Origin of the sequence: Dysgonomonas sp. GY75 (genome assembly GCF_015234155.1) — a bacterium.
Classification (GTDB): domain Bacteria; phylum Bacteroidota; class Bacteroidia; order Bacteroidales; family Dysgonomonadaceae; genus Dysgonomonas; species Dysgonomonas gadei.
Genome location: NZ_JADCLQ010000012.1, coordinates 269,102 through 292,421, shown reverse-complemented (window position 1 = coordinate 292,421; position 23,320 = coordinate 269,102). Strand labels below are relative to the sequence as shown.

At 40.9% G+C, this 23,320-nt stretch carries 23 protein-coding genes; 5 read left to right on the top strand and 18 right to left on the bottom strand.

Annotation, left to right across the window (positions count from 1 at the left end; translation table 11 throughout):
- The first annotated feature begins 21 nt into the window (after positions 1–21).
- The gene (locus IR083_RS06590) at positions 22–1,242 is read left to right on the top strand and encodes a DUF6051 family protein (RefSeq protein WP_242052376.1); all 1,221 of its coding nucleotides are present in this window, start codon (positions 22–24) and stop codon (positions 1,240–1,242) included.
- A gap of 6 nt (positions 1,243–1,248) precedes the next feature.
- Complete coding sequence (locus IR083_RS06585; protein ID WP_006798605.1) at positions 1,249–1,899, top strand: DUF1080 domain-containing protein; 651 nt, start codon at positions 1,249–1,251, stop codon at positions 1,897–1,899.
- A gap of 34 nt (positions 1,900–1,933) precedes the next feature.
- Here the strand turns inward: IR083_RS06585 and lpxB are convergent, their stop codons facing one another.
- From lpxB to IR083_RS06555, 6 genes are all read right to left on the bottom strand, one after another.
- On the bottom strand, positions 1,934–3,076 hold the full coding sequence (lpxB, locus tag IR083_RS06580; protein WP_194223687.1) for a lipid-A-disaccharide synthase: 1,143 nt from the start codon (positions 3,074–3,076) through the stop codon (positions 1,934–1,936).
- A 90-nt stretch (positions 3,077–3,166) separates the two neighbouring features.
- Positions 3,167–3,940, bottom strand: a complete 774-nt coding sequence (gene surE, locus IR083_RS06575) for a 5'/3'-nucleotidase SurE (protein ID WP_194223686.1) — start codon at positions 3,938–3,940, stop codon at positions 3,167–3,169.
- A 166-nt stretch (positions 3,941–4,106) separates the two neighbouring features.
- Entirely contained in the window at positions 4,107–5,192 is a 1,086-nt protein-coding gene (locus tag IR083_RS06570) for an RnfABCDGE type electron transport complex subunit D (protein ID WP_194223685.1), read from the bottom strand.
- A complete protein-coding gene (gene rsxC / locus IR083_RS06565) occupies positions 5,179–6,465 on the bottom strand; it encodes an electron transport complex subunit RsxC (RefSeq protein ID WP_194223684.1) in 1,287 nt (428 codons plus the stop codon). The genes IR083_RS06570 and rsxC overlap by 14 nt, the downstream gene beginning before the upstream one ends.
- A gap of 28 nt (positions 6,466–6,493) precedes the next feature.
- Positions 6,494–7,417: an FAD:protein FMN transferase gene (locus IR083_RS06560; protein ID WP_194223683.1), complete on the bottom strand. Its 924-nt coding sequence runs from the start codon at positions 7,415–7,417 to the stop codon at positions 6,494–6,496.
- Between the two features lie 6 nt (positions 7,418–7,423).
- Complete coding sequence (locus IR083_RS06555) at positions 7,424–7,819, bottom strand: hypothetical protein (protein WP_194223682.1); 396 nt, start codon at positions 7,817–7,819, stop codon at positions 7,424–7,426.
- A gap of 165 nt (positions 7,820–7,984) precedes the next feature.
- Between IR083_RS06555 and IR083_RS06550 the strand changes: the two genes are divergently transcribed.
- Complete coding sequence (locus IR083_RS06550) at positions 7,985–8,509, top strand: hypothetical protein (RefSeq protein ID WP_006798598.1); 525 nt, start codon at positions 7,985–7,987, stop codon at positions 8,507–8,509.
- Positions 8,510–8,557: 48 nt separating this feature from the next.
- On the opposite strand, the gene IR083_RS06545 is transcribed toward IR083_RS06550, so the two are convergent.
- The gene (locus IR083_RS06545) at positions 8,558–10,207 is read right to left on the bottom strand and encodes an alkaline phosphatase (protein WP_194223681.1); all 1,650 of its coding nucleotides are present in this window, start codon (positions 10,205–10,207) and stop codon (positions 8,558–8,560) included.
- 604 nt (positions 10,208–10,811) lie between these two features.
- Between IR083_RS06545 and IR083_RS06540 the strand changes: the two genes are divergently transcribed.
- Positions 10,812–11,189, top strand: coding sequence for a DUF3796 domain-containing protein (locus tag IR083_RS06540; protein ID WP_006798596.1), 378 nt, complete (start codon positions 10,812–10,814; stop codon positions 11,187–11,189).
- Positions 11,190–11,193: 4 nt separating this feature from the next.
- Positions 11,194–11,394: a helix-turn-helix transcriptional regulator gene (locus tag IR083_RS06535; protein ID WP_044215596.1), complete on the top strand. Its 201-nt coding sequence runs from the start codon at positions 11,194–11,196 to the stop codon at positions 11,392–11,394.
- 57 nt (positions 11,395–11,451) lie between these two features.
- Here the strand turns inward: IR083_RS06535 and IR083_RS06530 are convergent, their stop codons facing one another.
- The 11 genes from IR083_RS06530 to nuoD all read right to left on the bottom strand — a co-directional run bounded on the left by IR083_RS06530 (position 11,452) and on the right by nuoD (position 23,309).
- Positions 11,452–12,837, bottom strand: coding sequence for an NADH-quinone oxidoreductase subunit N (locus IR083_RS06530; RefSeq protein ID WP_194223680.1), 1,386 nt, complete (start codon positions 12,835–12,837; stop codon positions 11,452–11,454).
- Between the two features lie 112 nt (positions 12,838–12,949).
- Positions 12,950–14,380, bottom strand: a complete 1,431-nt coding sequence (locus IR083_RS06525; protein WP_194223679.1) for a NuoM family protein — start codon at positions 14,378–14,380, stop codon at positions 12,950–12,952.
- A gap of 16 nt (positions 14,381–14,396) precedes the next feature.
- Positions 14,397–16,292: an NADH-quinone oxidoreductase subunit L gene (gene nuoL, locus IR083_RS06520; protein WP_194223678.1), complete on the bottom strand. Its 1,896-nt coding sequence runs from the start codon at positions 16,290–16,292 to the stop codon at positions 14,397–14,399.
- A gap of 6 nt (positions 16,293–16,298) precedes the next feature.
- Positions 16,299–16,622, bottom strand: coding sequence for an NADH-quinone oxidoreductase subunit NuoK (gene nuoK / locus IR083_RS06515; protein ID WP_006798591.1), 324 nt, complete (start codon positions 16,620–16,622; stop codon positions 16,299–16,301).
- A gap of 3 nt (positions 16,623–16,625) precedes the next feature.
- Complete coding sequence (locus IR083_RS06510; RefSeq protein ID WP_194223677.1) at positions 16,626–17,129, bottom strand: NADH-quinone oxidoreductase subunit J; 504 nt, start codon at positions 17,127–17,129, stop codon at positions 16,626–16,628.
- Between the two features lie 133 nt (positions 17,130–17,262).
- The gene (locus IR083_RS06505; RefSeq protein ID WP_006798589.1) at positions 17,263–17,799 is read right to left on the bottom strand and encodes a NuoI/complex I 23 kDa subunit family protein; all 537 of its coding nucleotides are present in this window, start codon (positions 17,797–17,799) and stop codon (positions 17,263–17,265) included.
- 16 nt (positions 17,800–17,815) lie between these two features.
- Positions 17,816–18,859 carry an NADH-quinone oxidoreductase subunit NuoH gene (nuoH, locus tag IR083_RS06500; RefSeq protein ID WP_194223676.1) on the bottom strand — a complete coding sequence of 348 codons (1,044 nt, stop codon included), beginning with the start codon at positions 18,857–18,859 and terminating at the stop codon, positions 17,816–17,818.
- A 78-nt stretch (positions 18,860–18,937) separates the two neighbouring features.
- Complete coding sequence (locus tag IR083_RS06495) at positions 18,938–19,984, bottom strand: 2Fe-2S iron-sulfur cluster-binding protein (protein WP_194223675.1); 1,047 nt, start codon at positions 19,982–19,984, stop codon at positions 18,938–18,940.
- An 85-nt stretch (positions 19,985–20,069) separates the two neighbouring features.
- Positions 20,070–21,443 (bottom strand): NADH-quinone oxidoreductase subunit NuoF, encoded by a 1,374-nt coding sequence (nuoF, locus tag IR083_RS06490; RefSeq protein ID WP_194223674.1) that lies wholly within the window; start codon positions 21,441–21,443, stop codon positions 20,070–20,072.
- A 5-nt stretch (positions 21,444–21,448) separates the two neighbouring features.
- Positions 21,449–21,976: a complex I 24 kDa subunit family protein gene (gene nuoE, locus IR083_RS06485; protein WP_194223673.1), complete on the bottom strand. Its 528-nt coding sequence runs from the start codon at positions 21,974–21,976 to the stop codon at positions 21,449–21,451.
- A gap of 97 nt (positions 21,977–22,073) precedes the next feature.
- Positions 22,074–23,309: an NADH dehydrogenase (quinone) subunit D gene (gene nuoD, locus IR083_RS06480; protein WP_194223672.1), complete on the bottom strand. Its 1,236-nt coding sequence runs from the start codon at positions 23,307–23,309 to the stop codon at positions 22,074–22,076.
- Between the last annotated feature and the right edge of the window lie 11 nt (positions 23,310–23,320).

Here is a 23,320-nt window from a genome sequence, read left to right as displayed (position 1 = left end):
AGTTAGAAAATCAATTAACCTATGACTGAAATGAAATATATAGACCTTTTTAACCATCTTAAAAAAATAGAGAATTATACAGATAGCGAGATTGAAATTGATGACAATCTGGTTATGCGTAATTTTACTTTCGAGTCGAATTACCGCTTTATTCTTCCGGGCGGGTTAGGTAATAATGACGACTATGAGTATATTCCAAGTATACCTGAAGATTATGAACCGGATGTCATTCAGCAAATGCTGAATAAGAAGGATGCGGAGATTATGGAAAATATAAAGTTCCGCTATCATATGATAATGCCAAAGAAGGAGCTGAAGGCTAAAGGTATTATATTTATATTTCATGGCTTTAATGAAAAATATTGGAGTAAATACCTGCCTTGGGCAAAACATATAGCTGAGAAAACAGGTAAATCCATCGTGATGTTTCCTATAGCTTTCCATATGAACCGTGCGCCTGCCACATGGAGCAATTCAAGGGAAATGTATCATGTGAGCGAACAGCGTAAGCAACGCCATCCCGATGTTATCTGTTCCAGCCTGTCTAATGTTGCTATCAGTACCCGGCTTCATAACAAGCCGCAACGGTTTCTCTGGTCGGGCCTACAGACTTATTATGATGTAATTGATTTTGTCGAAGCCTTTAAAGACGGCTTACACCCGGCAATAGAAAAAGATGCTTCAATAGATTTCTTTTCTTACTCCATTGGTACATTCCTTGGGGAGATACTTATGATGAGTAATAAGGACGGGCATTTTACGAACTCAAAATACGCGACTTTCTGCGGGGGAGCGGTATTTAATCGTTTATCACCCGTATCGAAGTTCATTCTGGACAGTGAAGCCAATGTAAGTTTGTATTCTTATGTGGTGGAGCATCTTGAAAGTCATATGAAACGCGACGAAGTACTTCGCCATTATATGCATACCCATCCCGAGGGAAATAATTTCAGAAGTATGCTCAACTACCGGTCACAAACGATAGCCAGAGAAAACCGCTTCAGGGAAATGAGCCATCAATTCTACGCTATTACATTAGCTAAAGATGAAGTTGTGCCTGCATATGAGGTTATTAATACATTACAGGGTTCGGACAGGGATATTCCTATCAGGATAGAGACGCTGGATTATCCGTATAAATATATCCATGAAGACCCGTTCCCGGCACTTCCGAAGATTGCCGATGAGGTGGATAAGCAGTTCCGTTTAACTTTCGATAAAATAAGTGATTTCTTAAAATAAAAACCAATGAATAAGATTTTTAGTGTGGTCGTATCAGCCCTTTTGTCTGTGGCATTGTTCTCCGGGCAGGCGAAAGCTCAGGAGGTGCAAAAGTTGTTTAATGGAATAGATTTATCTAACTGGAATTTTGTGCTGGAGAATAACAGTGTGTCTGCCGAAAAGGTGTTCTATATAAAAGATGGGTTGATTCACATTACGGGTGAGCCACTTGGATATATGTATACTAAGCAGAAATACGGTGAATATCATTTACATGCAGAATGGCGTTGGCCTGAGGGTGTAGCATCGAATAGCGGTATTTTCTTATTGATAGAAAAACCGGAGAATCCTTTTCCAAACGGTATAGAATGTCAGTTAAAAGCTGGAAGCGCAGGTGATTTTGTATTACTCAACGGTTCCGATCTGGCTGAATACAAGAATCCTGAAAGCGGACGTCCTAAATTTCCGGTGATAGCGAAGGATAAGGCTTCGACGGAAAAAGTTCCCGGAGAATGGAATTGCGCTGATGTATACTGCCGTAACGGAGTGATCACGGTATATATCAACGGAGCCTTCCAGAATAAGGGTACAAATAAAATCAAGGAAGGTTACATTGGTTTACAGAGCGAAGGTAAAGATGTTGAGTTCAGGAACGTGACATTAACGCCATTGCCTTAAATATAAATAGATAGAGAGTAGAAAAAAGGGGAATCTATTTCCCCTTTTTCAATTTATCTATAATAATCTTTGCTGCATGTCCGGATGCGCCCGGCTTACCCAGTATGTTTATTATTTCATCATATTCCGATAACATCCTGTTACGATAAGGAATGTCATTCAATAGCCTGTCAGTTTCATTTCTTATAGCTTCGACAGAAAAGAATTTGGCGAACAATTCCTGTACCACTGTTTTATCGGAAATCAGATTCACCAGCGAAATATATTTTGTGTGAAGTACGTTCTTAAATACCCAATATACGACATGAGGTATCGGGGTTTCGTAGCATACAACCTGTGGAACACGGAACAGGGCCGTCTCCAGTGTTGCCGTACCTGAGGTAACCAAAGCTGCTTCTGAATATTCAAGTAAACGGTATGTTTGTCCGAAAATTATCTTACAAGGCTTATCTCCAATGTATTTCTTATAGTAATCTGCTTCTATTGCAGGTGCTCCGGCTATGACAGGCTGGTAATCGGTAAATTTTTCTATCGATTCGAGCATTGCCGGCAGGTTGTCTTTTATCTCCTGTTGCCGACTTCCTGCTAACAGCGCAATAATAGGTTTATTATCCAGCTTGTTTTCTGAGATGAATTTATCCCGTGTGTCGTCTTTGTTCTCTTCTCTGAAATTTGCCACTGCGTCCACTACAGGGTTACCTACATAGTCGATCCGGTAGTTATGCTTTTTATAGAAGTCTACTTCGAACGGAAGGATAGACAACATTTCATCCACATACTTTTTGAATGATTTTACCCTGTATTCTTTCCATGCCCATACTTTCGGCGAGATGTAATAATAGACAGGTATCTGTGTATGTGTCTTTATATATTTGGCCACTTTAAGGTTAAAGCCCGGATAATCTATAAGTATAAGTACATCAGGCTGAAACCTGATAATTTCCTCATTGCACATTTTCATGTTGCGCAGAATAGTCCTGAGGTTAAGCAATACAGGTATAAAGCCCATAAAGGCCATTTCTCTGTAATGCTTTACCAGTCTGCCTCCCTGTGCCTGCATGAGGTCACCACCCAGAAAACAGAACTCTGCATTTGCATCCTGCTCTTTTAATGCCGCCATCAGATTCGACCCGTGCAGGTCGCCGGAGGCTTCTCCCGCTACAAGAAAATATTTCATAAATATCAGTTAACAGTCAGCAGTCAACAGTTAGCAGTCATGCATGGTATGAATGACAGCAACTCATAACCCATAACTTATAATTTATAACTAAATTAAATTCTCCCAAGCCCTTATCGGTTCCAGGTAATCATGATTCGTCATATCCACTTTTACGGGAACAACCGCAACATAATTGTGAGATAGCGCCCATTCATCAGTATTTTCATCGTATGGCTCATCATTGGTAAATTCCCCGGCGAGCCAATATATCTGTTTGTTGGCGCCATCCTTCGATAGAACAAATTCATTCGTCCATTTCCCTGATGTCTGACGGCATATTTTTAGCCCTTTTATATCATGTCCTTTCGGTATGTTTACGTTAAGACATGTTCCCGTCGGTAATCCGTCCTTTAGTACCTGAGATGTAAGCATGCGTGTATACTTATGACAGGCAGAGAAATCCGCATGATGATCATGGTCCAAAAGCGAAAAACCGACAGATGGTATTTTAAATACAGCACCTTCCATTGCAGCCCCCATTGTTCCTGAGTATAGTACGGCAACAGCTGCATTCGAGCCATGATTGATTCCAGAAAGTACAATGTCGGGTTGGCGTTCGGTGAGTTCGGTTATACCCAATTTTACACAATCGACCGGAGTTCCAGTACAACTGTATATTTTCAGGTCTGCTTCGTCTTTAATTAAATGCGCCCGCAATGGTTGTAACGAAGTTATTGCGCTCGACATTCCCGAACGGGGGCCGTCCGGAGCCACCACTATTATTTCACCTAATCCTTTTACGCTTTCTATCAATTCATTTATGCCTTTTGCCTGATATCCGTCATCATTTGTTATCAGTATCAGAGGCTTCTTATTCACCATTATTTTGAATTTATATTTATCATTGTTTTGTTAAGAAACAAAGATACGTCAATATTTTTAAATCTTTTGTTGTACATATGCTCTGTGTGATCTCTGCTCTGATTAATGATATATGTTTTAAGTATTTTGTATATAATACATGATCTTATTTGTTCTATGGCGACTGTTAATCATTAACTGTATCCCGCCTTATATCCTTAGCAATGAATCTCACCACACAATACAGGATGAAGATAAATATCAGATACATAATAGCTCCTAAGTGATGTAGGTATATTACAGCAAATGTAGCGATCAGAATAGCAGCTGTGACGGATAATGCCTGCCACAGACGTGTATATAGATCCAGCTTCTCTCCCCATACCTTTGGGCGGAATACCCAGTTGACTGGATGTACAAAAGCATTGAGCAGAAGAATCGAATAAGACATATATTCGTATTTCACATCATTGAGAATGCAGATAATAGCCACAATACCTATCATTGCGCCATAATAGAGTTTCCCACATTTAGTAGAGGCACTGGAGGGCATATCGGTAGCCATAAAGATAGCCCCCAATAACAAGCCTCCAAGAGAAAACTGTATTCTATATGAAGTATATGTAGAGAATATTAATAATAAAGCGGTGAATGCGATTAGTAAAGCAGTAGGTATATGCCAAGAAATCCGGCGACGTATCAGAAGAAATATCCCTCCTGCGACTAGCAGTAAAGCAGAGTATTCTCCTATTGCCCCCGATGCTTTATATATCAACTGGTCGAAAAAATTATCTCCGATAAGATTAAGTTCGGCTATATTAACGGCTGTTTTATCATACCATATGCTACGGGAAGTCATTACCACGGGAAAGAATATCGCCATAAACTCGCGCCCCACCAATGCCGGATTGAATATATTACGTCCGACTCCGCCCCATAGCAACTTTCCAAAGAGAACAGCCATAGCGCCGCCGAACGCAACAACATACAGCGGTGTAAAAGGCGCAATGGTAAACGATAACAGGATACCCGTTATAATGGCCGAACCATCAGCAATAGAATCAGTCTGTTTGAAAAAAATAGAGGAAAAGATAAATTCGGTTACCAATGCACTGCCCACTGCTACGAGTATCACCATCAATGGAACAAAGCCGAAGGCCAGATATGATATGGCTATACAGGGTAGTAAAGAGATAATGACATCGGTCATTATTTTGCTGGTACTCACATCTTTCCTTACAAAAGGAGCATATATCATTTTATCGTATTGCATCTGCCAGTTGTTTTAATTTGATTTTTCCCTCCTTTATACTCTCGATCAGGGGCACATTACTCGGACAGATATATTCGCAAGCAGCGCATTCTATACAGCTGCTAATGCTATATTTCTCGAGATTGAAGTATTTTCCCCTGCGGAAATTCTCTTCGAACTTCATCGGCATCAAATGCATGGGACATACATCGACACAATATCCGCAGGATATACAATTGCTTCGTTTAATTCTCTCTTTACGGAAGAACAGTACTCCGGATGATCCTTTCGAGACAGGTACATTCCAGTCGGTAATACCCCGTCCCATCATAGGGCCTCCTAATACAACTGTTTTATTGGTAACAGACAAGCCGAACAGGCCTATAAAATGACCGACAGGAGTACCGATCTTAACCTCGAAATTACCTTCGTTGAGTGATTCCTCTCCCGATATGGTTATTGTCCTGCTGATTACCGGATGGCGGTTTACCACTGCGTCATATATGGCACAAATAGTTCCTACATTACTGACAATAACTCCTATATCACGGGGACGTTGAGAGCGGGGCAACTCAATTCCCGTTACCGACCTGATAAGCTGGAGTTCGCCACCTTGAGGATATTCATTCGGGAGAACTACAACACGGTAGTTCTTATATCCGGCTTTTTGAAGAAATGGACTGAATATCTTCTGAAGCTCCTTATTCTGTTCTTCTATAGTGATGACAATATCATCTGCCTGAAGTATTCTGTTTGCTATGCCAATCCCTTTGAATAGTTCTTCTGTACGTTCTGCCATCAAAGCATAATCGGCCGTCAGGTACGGTTCACATTCTGTTCCATTTATGATAAAGGTATTTATCTTGTGCCCTTCAAGCTTATATTTCAGAGAGGCAGGAAACTGTGCTCCACCTTCGCCGACTATTCCGGCAGCTTCTATCAGTTCTATCAATTGCCCGGAAGTGTATAGATCAGTGTTATCTTTTGGCAGTTCGACCTCGGTCTCTTCAAAATCGTTACTTATCACAATTGTAGTCGCCATAAAACCGTCAGCCTGCAAAGCTTCCCTTATATCGGTCACTATTCCCGAAACGGGAGAATGCATATTAGCCGGCATATGGTTTATACTCCGTGCTATCAATTGGTATTTCTTTACCTTGTCGCCTACATTCACAACCGGTTCGGGCATACTGCCATAGGATCTGAGTAAAGGAATGTAAAGAACAGTGGCATCTTCGAGAGGCTGAATCTTTAGCTTCTTAGTCTTGCTCTTCATCGAAAAAATATGCATCATAAGCAGAATATTGATTATAAGTTATGAATTATAAATGATGAGCTAAAGCATCAAATCCTTTAGTACAGGTCATCCTGTTATTCTCATCTATAATGAAGCCTTCAAACGTGAAATAGGGAGCCAGCATATCTGCTTTTTGCAGAAATCCTTCCGCCGTTTCATTAAACAATGCGGTGGAGAGTATGTCTCCAACCATGCAACTATCGCTTATTATACCAATTTGTTTAGTGGTGGATGGAAATCCAGTTTTAGGATTCAATATATGTCCGTACTTTATCCCTTCTATATTCACAAAAGTCTTGTCTTGGGATGAAGTTGAGAAGCATTGGTTACTGATATCCAAGTTAAAAAGCAGTTGCTCATCATCAGGGTTTCTTGCTATTACCTGCCAAGCCGGATGCGATTCGTTATTGATTGCCCGTATAGTACTTCCTCCTGCATTGATAATAGCATCCGTAATACCAATATTGGCCATCTTTTCCACAAGTTTGTCAACTGCAAAAGCCTTGATAAACGAACCTGTGATAATCTCCTGACCTTCTGCTATCCTGACACGGTTTCCTTCTATTTCAATTCTGCGGTAATCAATTAGTTTCTTTGCCGCTATGAGTTCCTCAGAAGAGGGTATTCCTCGTTGTCTATCCTTGTAGAAACCCCATAGACGAAGCAGCGGCATGATAGTAATATCGTATGTACCATCGAAATAGGCGGAAAAGCTGATAATCCGCTCTAATATCTTAACCGTTTCATCGTCAACCTCAACAAAGTGTCCTGCATGTTTATTTATCCGGTCAATATATGAATCCGGCTGATAGGAGTTATATTTTTTGTCTATATCCTCCAAAACAGTATACAACTCATCCAAAATATCGTCCTCATAAAAAGCAGATATTTTAATTTTTATATGAGCATGAAATAGGAAACGCGTCTGTGCCTTGTATAATAACTCCATTATTTATTACTCGGTTCCTGAAGCTTCTTCCGGAGTCGCTTTTTCTATTATTGTTTGTTTTGGTTCTTCTACTTTCTTCGGCTCTTCTTCTATTTTCTTCTCCACTTCTTTTTTTACAGCGGGTACAGTAGATGCAGCTTTCGGTTTCGCCGGAGTATTCACAGGAGTTTCCTTCTTCACCTCTTTTGCTTGCGGTTCCGCAGGCTGTTCCGTTTGAGGTTTGTCTTCTTCTTTTTCAGTTGTAGCGACAGGCAGAACCTCTACCTCCTTAGTGGCCTTATCTTTCTCTTCTTCAGCTTTAGCTGTATTATTCGCTGCATTTACCTTGTAACCCCATATAATGAGAATGACACCGAAAAGGAATAGCGTTATTTTTTTTATATTTTGTATTATATTACGCATACTCTTAATAAGTTATGATTATTTAATTTCCTTGTCGCAAATGTAAAATAATAGTTTGACTTGAAAAAAAACATTAACTATTTATAGCATTTTGATTTTAGTATAGATAAAACTAATAAAGTTTTATACTTTTGCACCGGAACTAATTATATACTTATATTACTTATGATTAAAGCAAGACTTCTATTTATCCTCATCACATTTTGTTCATTACAAACATTTGCTACACCTCCCCGTACAAAAATAGAGAAAGACAAGGTTACTCTGACCTATATCGAAGTGAAAGACGAAGCTATTGAATTTGCAGCTTCCGATATACATAGTATGATTCTCCGGAAGAATAAAGGATTCTTATGGCCGGCTACAAAAATAGCATTCTCCAGGAAAAACGGTCAACTCTACTTTGACGTCACAGCGATAGATAACTCATGGTGCAATATGTTCCGTGCCGACGAAAACCCGTATGGCTATTTTGTTATCGGTGGAAGAATGTTCATCGTAACATCCAAAGGCAATGAGCCTATCGATCTGGCTGAATATTTTACCTGCGATAACGATATAGAAAGAACGTTCTATAAGCCGGATGCTACTGTGAAACCTGTAAGTAAAAATCCTGTCTGGTACTATCTCCATAAAGGGAAGATGGCAACCGTCCTGGATTCGATAAACATAGCAAGTTTAGGAAGATAAAATAAAAGGACTGAATTTTTCAGTCCTTTTATTTTATCACTATATTAATTATAACTTAGCGGCCAGGCTCTTCGGCAGATAAAATGTATCATTTTTATCTATATAGACTACAACTGAAGGCAGTGCAATAGGCTGATTATTTAAGTACACTACCGATTTGAAGGCGGGAACAGATAAAGTTACATTTCCTTTCTTTACTTTCAATACAGGAAAATCGGTAGACTTATCTATTGTATAGTCCATACCTTTAAATACATCCGTATGCTTTGCAAATATTTCCTGTCTCATTTCGGGTAAAGAGGTTTTCAACCCCAGCGCAGCGCACAGATACTGATTGATCTCCACATTTGTATTCATACCTACAGGTATGTCTCCATTGGGATGATAAGCTGCAAGAAATACTTCTTCTCCGGTGTGCCCTCCGGTGGTAAAGCCAAAGTAAGTATGTGAATCCATAATGTTAATAATGCTGGAACCCATATTTACGCTGTTGCTGACCTTCATATAATCTGCTTCTTTATAGTTCTTTGAACTCAACAACAGATTTAATTCTTCCTCGTTCAGATCAATATCCGTGTATTCTTTAAATATCGATTTAAAATCTTCCGGTTTAGATTTCAGTAAGATCCTTTCTAATCCTTCGCCTGTCTTCTTAAACTTCGATACATTCTTAAACAAGTCGTCAAGGGTTGCTTTATCATAGCTTTTCAAGTCTCTGCGACCGATAGTGAATCCACTGTTTCCATGATCGGGAAGTACTATAACTGTTGTTTCACCGTTTTTCTTTGCAAAGTCCATTACTGTAGCTACTGCTTTGTCAAAGGCCAGGTATTCTGTAATACATCCCACAGCATCATTTCCATGCGCCGACCAGTCTACTTTGCTGCCCTCCACCATAAGGAAGAATCCGTTTTCGTTCTGAGACAGCCTGTCTAGTGCTTTTTGGGTCATCTCCTGTAACGATGGGATTACTTCAGGGTCCCTGTCCAGATCGTACGGTAATTCCCTTTCATTGAATAATGCCCATACTTTTTCTTTTCCATTAAAAGACCTGAAAGTTTTGATGTCATCCTGAATCAGCGTGGTGCCGGTATTTTTGAAATGCTGTTTGATATCGTCTGTCAGTATGGAATTTCCCCCTCCAAACATTACATCCAGATTCTGGTATGCCATCTGAGACGCTATATATTCGTATTTGCCACGTGCGTAATAATGTGCCGAACAATCAGCAGGAGTAGCATGAGGAAACTCCACTGTTACTACCAGGCCTGTCGCTTTATTTTGTTGATATTTAGCAGCTTCTAATACAGTAGGCAAAGGCTGGTAGGCCATAGCCGGATCTACAGGTATCAGATCGTTTTCAGGATCAGCAACTGGATAAATAGCTACATTACCGGTCTGCTGTGGCATTCCCGTCATATAACATGAGGTAGTAGGGGCAGAATCACCAATAGGTGCATTGGATGAAAATGTTTTCACCGTACCGCACAGATAAGGGTCAACAGCCAGATTATCTCCACCCAGCTTATTATAAATCTGATACCAGCGTGCGGCCGAAACAACTCCGATAGATGTTCCATCCGGTATCATTACTATGACATTCTTTGTCGGTTTTACAGGTCTTCGATACTGCTGCTGGGCAAAAATAGTTATCGAAAATACAAAGAAGAGCAATAAGCCCACACTTACTTTTTTCATTTGTTTTTTTAGATTTTTCGTTTAATTAAGACTCTCAAAGTTACAAATTATTATTTAGCTAATTACAGACTATAAGCGCCAATATATCCTATATTAAAGATATTTATTATAAGATTCTTTTACTGGTAAAAATAAAAAGTAACAAAAGTAACAGGTATACTAATTAAATAACAGCACGTATTTGTTAAGAATAATTGAATATTTTCTACTTGTTTCACTAAAGTATAAAAGGTAACAAAAGTAACAGGGAAAGCAATTAAGAATTAAGAATGAAAAATTAAGAACTCTTTTCCTTATAACCCGTAACTGCGAAAGGTGAAGTAAATCGTAACTCTTAAAAAAGTAACAAAGGTTACAGTATTTTTACCTGATCCGGTATCTTGTCTACTCATATTTTTTACAAAAAGGTAACAAAGGTTACACTTATCACTCATTTGCTAATCTGCTAATTATTTTTTCAAAGAACTAATAACTCTAATCTGAAGGCTGATGGTTCCTATTCATAGATAAAGTTTTTCTATTATATTCTAACTTTTTTATGTGATATATTTGTCACTATAATAAAAAGTGATATATTTGTCACAAATCATAAATATATAACATTATGAAAGATGATAATAAGCAAGTAAAGTATCCGGCCAAATGGATGTGGATATTAGGAATTATAGGCTTTCAAGGTTTGGATTATTTTAAGACAGGAGATGTGAGTAAGTTATTTTTATTTTCATATTTTGCTTTCTTTGCCTATTATTTCTTAAATTATATAATCAGGCAAAGACAAGACGAGAGAATGCTGGAAAATCATAAAAAGGCGGTTACAATGGCAAGTAGAATACCCTTTCTGACTCTATTTGTGATAGGTCTTGTCCCTGCCTATTTCCCAGTGACTTCCATTTTCTTTATTGTGGTAAGTGCTTTTGGGGTTGCAGGATTTACTATAACGTATGTTAGTGCTTTCTTTTATTATGAGCGTTATACCTAACCCGATGCCGGAATTTATAAGTCATCTCAAGGAATACCGTATATTGGCAGGTCTCACACAGGAAGAACTGGCTGAGAAAGTAAATGTCCGCCGTGAAACGATTATTCGTCTCGAAGCAGGCAAGTATAACCCGTCTCTCAAACTGGGAATTGATATATCCAGAGTCCTTAAAGCACCGATAGAGGACATATTTGAATTTACATAAACTGAAAAGAGCAGACTGTCCGGCCTGCTCTTTCCATATATCATTTTTATTTCTTCTTTACAAAGTCAGTCCCATAATAAGATTAGGGAAGATACCCAGCAATAAATTGAGTACAATAGCTGCGACAGCAACCGCTTTATATTCGAATGGTACTCTCAATCGTTCGGTTGTTTCAGGTTCTTTTGTAATCATTACATTAGCAACGCCCAGATAATATGATACAGCTATTACAGAGTTGATTATACCGAATATAACCAGTATCAGATGGTTTGTTTGCAACATTTGTCCGAATACAAAGAATTTGGCGAAGAATCCGGCAAAGATGGGGATACCGCTCAGTGAAAGGAATGCGCATATCATTACTGCTGTCATCGCTGGTTGCCGTTTTATGAGCCCGAAGAAATTGGAAACATCTTCGTTGTCCTTACCTCTGCATACACCCAGTATAACAGCGAATGCGGCCACTCCGGCAAGACTGTACGCCGCAGCGTAATATAAAACTGTATTGGCAGAGCTTCCTATAGCCAGCAATGTCATCATCATGAATCCTGCATGCGAGATACCCGAGTAAGCCATCATACGTTTGATATTGGACTGTTTCATTGCGGTGATGTTACCTACTGTCATAGTCAGTATCGAAAGTACGATCAGGGCTATCTGATAAGCCGGGGTTATACCTGCGGCAAGGATACTTACTATTTTGTATAAAGCGCCTATTGCAGCTACCTTTACCAGCGTGCTCATTATAGCAGTGACAAGGGTAGGGGAGCCTTCATATACATCGGGTGCCCAGAAATGGAACGGAACGATAGATGCCTTAAAGAGCATACCCGCCGATATCATAATAAAGCCGATGCTGAACCATAAAGGCATTCCCGATAGCATCGAATTTACAGCTATTTCATTTATATCAAATGAGCCTGTTGCACCGTACACCAGAGCGATACCGAAGAGAATGAAACTGGAAGCAAATGCACCCATTATGAAATATTTCATACCCGCCTCATTACTTTTCAGGTTTTTCGGTTCGCTTGCCGCCAATACATAGGCTGCAATGGAAAGTACTTCGAGGCCAATAAAGAACATGGCGAAATTACCGAACGAAACCATTGCTACGGCTCCCGCGAGCATAAATACTTTCAGGGCTACATAGTCGGCGATTTTTACCATCTTGTCCTGATAGAATTTGGGGCTCATCGTAATGATGAGAATGGCAAGGACGATGAATAAAATGGAAAACCCTTGCGAAAATCCGCTTGTTACCACCATGTTGTATTTATCCGTGCCAAGGAACGACTCTCCCAGATAAAATTCGGTAACAGTCAATCCCAATGCTGCTATCAAACCGATAAGGGTGACAGGTATAAGGATCTTTCTTAAATTGAGAATCTCTAATAACAGGCAAATAATTCCTAATCCCGAGATGGCTATCAATGTACTCATTATATATCTGACTAAATTTTTATCTATTAAGGTCACAGACCTATTTGTTATTTTAGTATGTAAAACAGCAATAATAAATTATGATTCAACAATGTATCTTAAATACTATCTGCTACTTAATATGCATTACAATATCCTCTAAACTAGAAGAAACAAGGTCTGTTACCGGTTTTACATATACCCCGAAGAATATCAGCACGGTTACGATCAGACTAAACACGAATATTTCTGTTTTCGACAGGTCTCTGAACTTAGTTTCGGAAGGCTCTCCAAGCATTACTTGTTGAAACATCCGCAACATAAAGAGCGCTCCGAGGAATAATGATGTGCCTATTGTCAGGGCATACCATAGATTTACTTCATAGAGACCGTACATAATAGTAAACTCTCCGATAAAGTTAAATGTCAACGGCACTCCGATAGAGGATAATATGGCAAGGAAGAATGCTACTGTAAATTTGGGCGTATGAGATGCGATCCCTCCGAGTTTGCTAATAGATAATGTATTGGTACGGTTTTGTATTATGTCTACTGAGTAGAACAGCCCTACAATACCGAAACCGTGCGCAAGTATAAGCACCACCGCTCCCTGCAATCCGTCATACGTAAGCGCGTATGAACCTGCTGCCACAAATCCAACATGCGAAAGTGAGGCATAAGCCATAAAGCGTTTCAGGTCGTCTTGTCTCAAAGCCATTATTGCTCCATATACCACTCCGATAATACAGAGTATAAGAACAACCGTTCTTAGTTCCTGTGCTGCATAAGGTGTTGTCGGTATCTGCCAGCGTATAACACTGTATGCCCCCATTTTCGACATCAGACCCGCCAGCAGCATTGTGCCTACAGCCGGAGCTTTCTGGTACACATTAGCCTGCCATGTATGGAATGGAAAAATAGGTATTTTAATAGCATAAGCAAGGAAGAAGGCAAGGAATATCCATATTTGTTCCGTATTGCTCAGATTGGCATTATAGAATGCTTCTAACTGGAAACTGCCTGTCTTCGTATACATGTATATAATTGCAGCCATCATAAACAATGAGCCCGCGAATGTGAACAGGAAGAATGTCATGGCTGCCTTGCGGCGTTTGGTCATCTCTCCGTTACCCCATAGTATGATGATGAAGTAAATCGGGATAAGCGACATTTCCCAGAATACATAATATAGTAGCGCGTCACTGCTAAGGAAAGCCCCTGTCATGGCAAAAGCCATAAACATGATAAGGCTGAATAAGAGCTTTTCGTTCTTAAACTCGCGGTTATGCGCGGCCAGTATAATGATGGGTAATAGAATAGTTGTCAACAGGATCATGGCGATGGCCAATCCGTCGGCTTTGAGTGAGAATGATATATTCGGATTGCTTATCCACTCTGCACTGTAGTTTGTACCTGCGGCACCGAATTTTAGACATAGGGCAACAGAGAATATAGCCGCTGCGACACTGAACAGGATAGCAACCTTGGAGGCAAATCTGTTCCCTGAAAAATAAGTAAGAATTGCACCTACTAATAATATGATTAATATAATAGCGATATTCATGTTTCTTTAAAAATTTTTATACAAGGAATAAACAGATTATTAGTGCGCTGAAACCTAACACAAAGAAGAACAGATAAAATCCGAGGCTTCCGTTCTGCAACTTCTTGAAGTACGGTGAAGCAGCTTCGACAAGTTCGCCCCCTCCTTTGAAGAAGCCTTTGAGCCATTGTTCCATATATTTATCGAAGAAATTGGCCAAAGCATAGATTGGTTTCACAAATAATGCATTGTATATTTCGTCGATATAATATTTATTGTAAAGCACTTTTCCAAATCCTGTGATTTTATTATCCTCGGCAGGTACTTCCGATTTCTTAATATATTTGAAGTAAGCCAGTCCAAGACCTATAAATGCAATCAGAGATGAGATAATCACTGTTGTCAGCTGCATGTCCAGAGGCGGATGTTCTGCTGTTGCGCTTGGCAGTATCGGTGCAAGAAATCCGTTTAACCAGCTATGAACACCAAGGAAAGAAGGAAGGCTGATAACTCCGCCGAATACAGCTAAGAATCCTAATATGATTAATGGCATTGTCATTGTATTCGGTGACTCATGCAAATGATGCTTCTGTTCTTCTGTTCCTCTGAATTTTCCGAAGAATGTCAGGTATAGTACCCTGAACATATAGAAGGCTGTCAGCAGTGATGCCAAAGCGCCGAGTATCCATAGTATCTTGTTATGCTCGAAAGCTGTTAGCATTATTTCGTCTTTCGAGAAGAAACCTGCAAAGAGAGGTATTCCCGATATGGATAGTGTAGATACTAAGAATGTACAGTATGTTTTAGGCATGGCTTTCCTTAGTCCGCCCATCTTGCGCATGTCCTGTTCGCCACCCATCGCATGGATAACCGAACCCGAACCAAGGAAGAGACAGGCCTTGAAGAAAGCATGTGTGATAACATGGAACACTGCCACATGATATGCTCCCAGTCCTAAAGCGAGGAACATAAGTCCCAATTGCGACACGGTGGAATATGCCAGCACTTTCTTAATGTCGGTCTGTGCAATAGCTATCGATGCGGCGAATAATGCTGTTACTGCTCCCACAACGGCTATTAATAATCGAATACCTTCTGTTAAATCAAATAAGAAGTTAAGACGTGTCACCATAAAGATACCGGCTGTTACCATTGTAGCGGCATGTATCAGTGCGGAAACAGGAGTAGGCCCCGCCATTGCATCAGGCAACCATGTATATAAAGGTATCTGCGCACTTTTACCTGTAGCTCCAACAAATAGGGCTAAAGTAGCAACGCCGAGTAATGTGGAAACTTCAGGATTGGATGTTGTGGATACGGCCGTTTTCAATGTGTCGTAATCCACTGTCTTGAACAGATAAGCCAGTGTAAAGATACCGATAAGGAAGCCTAAGTCCCCGATACGGTTCATTATAAAGGCTTTCTTTGCAGCGTCATTGTATTTTTGATTTCTCGACCAGAATCCGATCAATAGATAAGAACACAGGCCGACGCCTTCCCAGCCGATAAACATAACCAGCAGGTTGCCTCCTGCTACCAGTACCGACATGAAGAAGATAAAGAGATTGAGATAAGCGAAGAAGCGATCTATATTTCTGTCATCGTGCATATATCCCATCGAATAGATATGGATCAGCGCACCAATACCTGTCACAAACAACAACCATAACAAAGACAGTTGATCGAGCGTGAAGGCCAGGTTTGTAGTGAACTCACCGAGAGCAATCCATTGAAATAAGTCTACATGTACAACTTCACCCGAAGAAAGTACACGGAGAAAAAATACAAGTGAGATAACAAAACTGACAAGTACAGCCGACGTGGCGATAATTCCGGGCATTGTCCGTCCCAGAAATTTTTTGCCAACGAGCAGATTGATTAAAAAACCAACAAAGGGGCTAAGCAGAAGTATTAATACTAATAGTGTGTCCATCCGTGTTTATCCTTTTAAGTTTTTTAATTCATCAATATCGATAGTGCCTATATTCCTGTAAATGGCTACCAGAATAGCCAGTCCTACGGCAACCTCGGCGGCGGCTACTGCCAGCGAGAAAATTACAAACACCTGTCCGCTGGTATCCTGATGGTAAACCGAAAATACTGCAAGCAACATATTGGCAGCTGCAAGCATCAGTTCTACCGACATCAGCATCACTATCGTACTCCGACGATACAACAACCCTATCGCACCCACCGTAAACAAAAGTATGCAGAGGTAGATGTAATTGTCGATTCCTACTTGTTCTAATATATTATTCAGCATAGCTTAAGCTTTTTTCTCTTTTTTAGAAATTAATACGGCTCCGATCATGGCTGTTATCAACAGTATAGAAGCAAACTCGAACGGAACAAGGTATTCGTCGAGTAGTACCTGTCCGATAATATTTACCGACTGGTAATCCAGCCCTTCAGCCTTATATGTCTCTACCACAGGCGCGGATTTTATCAATGCTGCCAGTAATACAATACCCATCAGGCAGGATGATACAGTGGCTGCTACACGGCTTATCACTTTCTTTTTAGGCTCGTGTTGCTCACTGAGGTTCATCAACATGAGGGTGAAAAGTAACAATACCATAATTGCTCCGGCATAGACCACAATGTTTACCACTGCCAGGAACAAAGCATTCAGCAACAGAAAATGTCCTGATATGGAAAAGAAACAGATAATCATATAGACTGCACTGTGGATAGGGTTCTTTGATATTACAGTCAAAATACCTGTACCGAGTGTAATGGCTGCCAGAATGTAAAAAATTACAGATATCATATATTATTAGTTAAAGCCCCTCCCGACCTCCCCGGAGGGAGGAGTGGTAAACCCACGATGGAGAGCGTTATATTATTATATTTTTTCGTCATTTCATTATTTCATTCTAAGTCCCCCTAGGGGGATTAGGGGGCTAATCGTATTTCCGTGCTTTACCATCTTCTACTGAAATCACCAGCTTATCCTTGCCATAGATAAAATCTTCTCTTTCCAGCTTAGGTTTTACCAGAAGCTTTGACTTGGTCAGGAAAATCGCTTCTTTAGGGCAAGCGTCTTCACACAGTCCGCAGAATATACAGCGCAGCATATTGATTTCATATGTAGCGGCATATTTTTCTTCCCGGTAAAGATGTTCCTCGCCCTTTTTACGTTCCGCAGCTACCATTGTAATAGCTTCTGCCGGACAAGCCAGAGCACATAGTCCGCAGGCAGTACAGCGTTCGCGTCCTTGATCGTCGCGCATCAGTACATGCTGGCCGCGATATACAGGACTGAACTCACGTTGCTGCTCGGGATACTGGATTGTGTTTTTCTTTTTAAAGAAATGCTTTATCGTAATCCACATCCCTTGCACAATAGCAGGCAAATAAATGCTTTCGATAAAAGTCATTTTTTTATCGGTGACTTCTACTTTCTTGCCTGATAACGATATATCTTTTATTGATGACATCTCAAATCCTTATTTTTTATTTAAAAATCAGAATAGCTATTCCCACAAGGAAGATATTCACGATAGCCAGCGGGAACAACATTTTCCATCCCAGTTTCATTAGCTGGTCGTATCTGAATCTCGGTATTGTCCAACGTACCCACATATAGAAGAATATGAAGAATGTTGTTTTTACCAATAAAGTCAGTACTCCAAGCCCATTTGCTATATTTAATCCCCAGTTTTCATTTACCCAGTCGATTCCCGGATAGTTATATCCCCCGAAGAAAAGTACGGATATGAACGCCGAAGAGAAGAACATACTTGCATATTCCGAGAACATGAAGAATCCCATTCCCAACGATGAATATTCGGTATGGTGACCGTTTACCAGCTCCGACTCACACTCGGCAAGGTCGAACGGTGTACGGTTACATTCTGCAAAAGAACAGACAAGGAAGATGATAAATGTCAGGGGCTGATACCATATATTCCATTGCAATCCATTCCATCCACTTTGCTGTTGAGTAATCTCTACAAGGCTGAGCGATCCGGTCATCATCACCAGCGCAATGATAGACAATCCCATCGCTATTTCATATGAAATCATCTGGGCACCTGCGCGGATACTTCCCATAAGCGAGTATTTGTTGTTAGACGCCCAACCACCGATTACCACACCGTAAACACTGGTAGATAATACAGCTACAATGTAGAGTACGGCTACATTTACATCTCCAATGTAACCCATTACTTCACCATAGCCCGGTATTTCGAACTTCTCTGCCCAGGGAATTACGGCAACACCTAACAAGGATACAGACATCGCAATGGCAGGAGCCACAACGAAGAGTATTTTATTGGGCGTGTTTGGCATAAACTCTTCTTTCGAGAAAAGTTTAGCGCCATCGCAAATAGGTTGCAATAGCCCAAATGGACCCGCACGGTTAGGCCCGTAGCGGTCTTGCAGGAATCCGGCGACTTTTCGTTCAGCATACGTGGAATACAATGCAAACAGCATTGTTACCGCAAATACGAGAACGATGAAGATTAATTTTTCTAAAATAAATGCAACTTCCATAAATTCAGTTATCAGTCATTAGTTAACAGCTATCATGATGTGAACTCATCATTCATAACTTATAACTCATCATTTATATCATTCTTCTTTTGTTTTCTCTATAGCTTCTTTTTCCTTTTCATCATAAGGCGAACCGGACATACTTATTTTCTTTCGGTCTTCATCCCTGCCTTCGAGTACAAGCTCCTCGGTTTCAATTTTTACCTTTTTCAGATGAGTGGTATAGTTATTGACATTGATTACAGATGGCTTCTCAAATTTACGAGGGCCTTCCACAATCCAGTCTTCTACATTCTTATGTTCGAAACGGCATTCGTTGCAGATGAAATCCTCTACCTCATGCCATTCATCCTTGCGTGCAGTAACACGCTGAACGGCATCTCCGAACATCCATAATGTAACTTTACCCGAACATTTGGTGCAATGACGGTGCGCATTGAAGGGTTTATTGAACCATACACGCGATTTGAAGCGGAATGTTTTATCGGTCAGTGCCCCTACAGGACATACGTCGATTACATTTCCCGAAAAGTCGTTGTCTATTGCCCGTTCGATGTAAGTAGATATTTCAGCATGGTCGCCACGTCCGACTACGCCATGAACTCGTTCAGGGGTCAGCTGGTCAGCTAATTTTACACAACGGTAACACAAGATACATCGGTTCATGTGCAACTGTATATACGGGCCGATGTTTTCGGGCTCGAAAGTACGTTTTTCTTCTATATAGCGCGATTTGAAGTTTCCGTTGCCATATGCGAGGTTTTGCAAATCACATTCTCCTGCCTGGTCGCAAACAGGGCAATCGAGTGGGTGGTTGATTAACAAAAACTCGGTAACAGCCTGGCGAGCCTCCAATGCGCGCGGAGAGTTAGCGCTTAATACTTCCATTCCATCCTGTACGGCTGTAACGCACGATGGCTGAAGTTTTGGCATAGGACGCGGGTCTCTCTCACTGCCTTTGCTTATTTCTACCAGGCAACAGCGACATTTACCACCGCAATCTTTGAGTTTGGAGTAATAACACATAGTAGGAGGAACGCTTGCTCCGCCAATCATGCGTGCAGCTTGCAGAACGGTAGTTCCTGCTTCGACCTCTATAATATGTCCATCTATTGTAACTTTCATTTTCTTAGCTGTTAGCCTTTAGCTTATAGCTATTAGCATTTTTAGAATAATATAAATATATAATGATAATCCGTTTTGCTAACAGCTAAAGGCTACTGGCTAACGGCTTCAATAAATGTCTGACTTTTTCCATCGGTTCATTTACAAAGTGGTTCCTGTCCTTAATCTTTTCAGGGAAACGGACATGATATTCGAATTCTTCACGGAAGTGACGTATGGCAGCAGCCACAGGCCACGAGGCGGCATCACCCAGCGGGCATATTGTGTTTCCTTCTATCTTGCTTTGTATACTCCATAGAAGGTCTATGTCTTCTTCACGGCCGAAACCGGTTTCGATGCGGTGAAGTATTTTATCCATCCATCCTGTTCCTTCGCGGCAAGGAGAACATTGTCCGCAGCTTTCGTGGTGGAAGAAGCGGGAGAAATTCCAGGTATTGCGAACGATACAGGCAGTATCGTTATAAACGATAAATCCTCCTGAACCCAGTGACGAACCTGTTACAAATCCACCGTCGGAAAGAGACTCGTAAGATAACAGGCGGTCCTCTCCGTTTGCTGTTTTGAATATATATTGAGGAGGCAGGATTGGCACGGAGCATCCGCCCGGTATAACAGCCTTGAGAGGGCGGTCGTCCAGCATACCGCCACAATATTCATCCGAATTAAAAAATTCATCGACGGACATGCCCAATTCTATTTCGTATACTCCCGGATTTTTGATATGTCCCGAAGCTGACATTAGTTTAGTACCTGTCGATCTGCCGACTCCGATTTTTGCATATTCTTCACCGCCATTGTTTATTATCCATGAAACGGTAGAGATGGATTCTACGTTATTTACTACAGTAGGTTCATTCCAAAGTCCGCTTACAGCAGGGAATGGCGGTTTGATGCGTGGATTTCCCCGTTTACCTTCGAGGGATTCTATCAGTGCGGTTTCTTCTCCGCAGATATAAGCTCCTGCACCACAGTGTACATAAAGGTCGAGGTCATATCCTGTACCTAATATATTTTTACCCAGCCAACCGTTGGCATAGGCTTCTTTTATTGCTTTTTCCAATATCTTGAATATCCACATATATTCTCCGCGGATATAGATATAAGAGAGATTTGCTTCCAGAGCATAGCTGGAAACGATAGCACCTTCGATAAGTAAATGAGGAATGTGGTGCATCAGGAAACGGTCTTTGAATGTACCCGGTTCCGATTCGTCGGCGTTTACTACCAGATGGCGTGGCTTTCCCGACTTCTTGTCGATGAAGCTCCACTTCATACCCATAGGGAAACCGGCTCCTCCACGACCACGCATGCCTGAAGTTTTCACTTGTTCAACGACTTCGTCGGGAGTCATTGTTTTCAGCGCTTTTTCTACAGATGCATAACCGCCGTTCTTGCGATAAACCTCGTATTCCTGTATTCCGGGAATATCTAATTTTTCAAATAATATCTTTTTAGCCATCGCAATTAATATAGGTTTACTTTTCCTTCTTTACAATCTTCTATGAGCGTATCTATCTTTTCCTTTGTCAGGTTCTCGTGATAGTTGTCTCCCAATTGAAGCATGGGGCCATAGCCACACGCACCGAGACACTCTACGCCCACAACACTAAACATGCCGTCGGGAGTAATCTCACCCTGTTTAACCCCGAGTTTCTGACAGGTATAGTCCATCAGGTCTTCTCCTCCGCGTAATCCGCAGCAAGCTGTACGGCAGAATTCAAACATATATTTTGCTATCGGTTTCTGGTTGAACATTGAGTAGAATGTCACAACTTCGTACACCTCGATAGGAGTTATCTCTAATATTTCGGCTACCTTATCCATGAGTTCGAGGCTCAGCCAGTTGTCATGAGCATCTTGCACAGCGTGAAGTACAGGAAGCAGCGCCGATTTCTTTTTGTCGGCAGGATAATGGCTCAACAATTCATTGATGCGTGCCATCAATTCTTCCGACATGTTTATTATTTGTTTGTAATCTCTTACTTGTTCCATTGTTTTTAGCTGTTAGCTGTTAGCCTTTAGCTATTAGCTTTTTTATATTATTATATTCAATTGGCACATTGACACATTTTCATATTGGTATATTAGATTATGCATCTAATTCTCCGGCAATAACATTTATACTTGAAAGGGTTGCCACGGCATCCGAAAATAGTCCGCCTTTTATCATTTCAGGGAATGCCTGATAATAAATAAAGCACGGCCTGCGGAAATGAACCCTGTATGGTACACGCGAACCGTCTGTAATCAGGTATACACCCAATTCTCCATTTGCTCCTTCTACCGAGTGGTATACTTCGGTTACGGGAACGGGAACTTCACCCATCACAATCTTAAAGTGCTGTATCAGTGCTTCCATCTCTGTATATACTTCTTCTTTCGGTGGAAGGTAATAATCAGGGACATCTGCATGGTATGAGCCTTCAGGCATATTGTCACGTGCCTGACGAATGATTTTCAGACTTTCTTTTATTTCGGCAGCACGTACACACCAGCGGTCGTAAGTGTCGCCCGATTCTCCGACAGGAACGGTAAAGTTGAAATCCTCGTATGAACTGTAAGGTTTTGCCACACGTACATCATAGTCGATACCGGTAGCACGGAGATTAGGGCCTGTAAAGCCGTAATTCATTGCTTTCTCTGCTGAGATTGCACCAACTCCGACAATACGATCCATAAATATACGGTTGCGAACAAAAAGAGCTTCGAGTTGTCCCCATGCTTTAGGGAATCCTTCGAGGAATTCATCCAGTTTGCGCCATGCAGCCTCACTCCAGTCACGCTCAAAACCTCCGATACGCCCCATATTAGTGGTTAGGCGGGCTCCACAGATTTCTTCATAGATTTCATATGCGAGCTCACGATACTTCATTACATAGAGGAAAGGAGTATATGCGCCCAGATCGACACCTAATATAGAATTACATATAAGGTGGTCTGTGATACGAGCCAGTTCCATAACTATGACACGCATATATTGCGCACGCTTCGGAACTTCGACTCCCAATGCTTTTTCTACAGTCATCCACCATGCCATGTTGTTGATGGGGGAGGAACAGTAATTGAGCCGGTCGGTAAGTGTTGTGATCTGATAGAACGTTCTGCGTTCGGCAATTTTTTCAAAAGCACGATGTATGTATCCGATCGTAGTATCTGCATCCAGAATACGTTCACCATCCATCAGCAGTATATTCTGGAATACACCATGGGTAGACGGGTGAGTAGGGCCGAAGTTTAATATATTCAACTCTCTTCCGTCATCGAACTTCTGTTCTCTTACTATTTTCGCAAAGCGATGTTCGGGATTTATTAGTTGGTCTGACATTTCCTTACTTT

What these genes read in the sequence shown, in the direction of transcription:
- IR083_RS06590 (WP_242052376.1), top strand. Translation starts at nt 22, where the DNA reads ATGACTGAAATGAAATATATAGACCTTTTTAACCATCTTAAAAAAATA.
- IR083_RS06585 (WP_006798605.1), top strand. Translation starts at nt 1,249, where the DNA reads ATGAATAAGATTTTTAGTGTGGTCGTATCAGCCCTTTTGTCTGTGGCA.
- lpxB (WP_194223687.1), bottom strand. Translation starts at nt 3,076, where the DNA reads ATGAAATATTTTCTTGTAGCGGGAGAAGCCTCCGGCGACCTGCACGGG.
- surE (WP_194223686.1), bottom strand. Translation starts at nt 3,940, where the DNA reads ATGGTGAATAAGAAGCCTCTGATACTGATAACAAATGATGACGGATAT.
- IR083_RS06570 (WP_194223685.1), bottom strand. Translation starts at nt 5,192, where the DNA reads ATGCAATACGATAAAATGATATATGCTCCTTTTGTAAGGAAAGATGTG.
- rsxC (WP_194223684.1), bottom strand. Translation starts at nt 6,465, where the DNA reads ATGATGCATATTTTTTCGATGAAGAGCAAGACTAAGAAGCTAAAGATT.
- IR083_RS06560 (WP_194223683.1), bottom strand. Translation starts at nt 7,417, where the DNA reads ATGGAGTTATTATACAAGGCACAGACGCGTTTCCTATTTCATGCTCAT.
- IR083_RS06555 (WP_194223682.1), bottom strand. Translation starts at nt 7,819, where the DNA reads ATGCGTAATATAATACAAAATATAAAAAAAATAACGCTATTCCTTTTC.
- IR083_RS06550 (WP_006798598.1), top strand. Translation starts at nt 7,985, where the DNA reads ATGATTAAAGCAAGACTTCTATTTATCCTCATCACATTTTGTTCATTA.
- IR083_RS06545 (WP_194223681.1), bottom strand. Translation starts at nt 10,207, where the DNA reads ATGAAAAAAGTAAGTGTGGGCTTATTGCTCTTCTTTGTATTTTCGATA.
- IR083_RS06540 (WP_006798596.1), top strand. Translation starts at nt 10,812, where the DNA reads ATGAAAGATGATAATAAGCAAGTAAAGTATCCGGCCAAATGGATGTGG.
- IR083_RS06535 (WP_044215596.1), top strand. Translation starts at nt 11,194, where the DNA reads ATGCCGGAATTTATAAGTCATCTCAAGGAATACCGTATATTGGCAGGT.
- IR083_RS06530 (WP_194223680.1), bottom strand. Translation starts at nt 12,837, where the DNA reads ATGAGTACATTGATAGCCATCTCGGGATTAGGAATTATTTGCCTGTTA.
- IR083_RS06525 (WP_194223679.1), bottom strand. Translation starts at nt 14,380, where the DNA reads ATGAATATCGCTATTATATTAATCATATTATTAGTAGGTGCAATTCTT.
- nuoL (WP_194223678.1), bottom strand. Translation starts at nt 16,292, where the DNA reads ATGGACACACTATTAGTATTAATACTTCTGCTTAGCCCCTTTGTTGGT.
- nuoK (WP_006798591.1), bottom strand. Translation starts at nt 16,622, where the DNA reads ATGCTGAATAATATATTAGAACAAGTAGGAATCGACAATTACATCTAC.
- IR083_RS06510 (WP_194223677.1), bottom strand. Translation starts at nt 17,129, where the DNA reads ATGATATCTGTAATTTTTTACATTCTGGCAGCCATTACACTCGGTACA.
- IR083_RS06505 (WP_006798589.1), bottom strand. Translation starts at nt 17,799, where the DNA reads ATGTCATCAATAAAAGATATATCGTTATCAGGCAAGAAAGTAGAAGTC.
- nuoH (WP_194223676.1), bottom strand. Translation starts at nt 18,859, where the DNA reads ATGGAAGTTGCATTTATTTTAGAAAAATTAATCTTCATCGTTCTCGTA.
- IR083_RS06495 (WP_194223675.1), bottom strand. Translation starts at nt 19,984, where the DNA reads ATGAAAGTTACAATAGATGGACATATTATAGAGGTCGAAGCAGGAACT.
- nuoF (WP_194223674.1), bottom strand. Translation starts at nt 21,443, where the DNA reads ATGGCTAAAAAGATATTATTTGAAAAATTAGATATTCCCGGAATACAG.
- nuoE (WP_194223673.1), bottom strand. Translation starts at nt 21,976, where the DNA reads ATGGAACAAGTAAGAGATTACAAACAAATAATAAACATGTCGGAAGAA.
- nuoD (WP_194223672.1), bottom strand. Translation starts at nt 23,309, where the DNA reads ATGTCAGACCAACTAATAAATCCCGAACATCGCTTTGCGAAAATAGTA.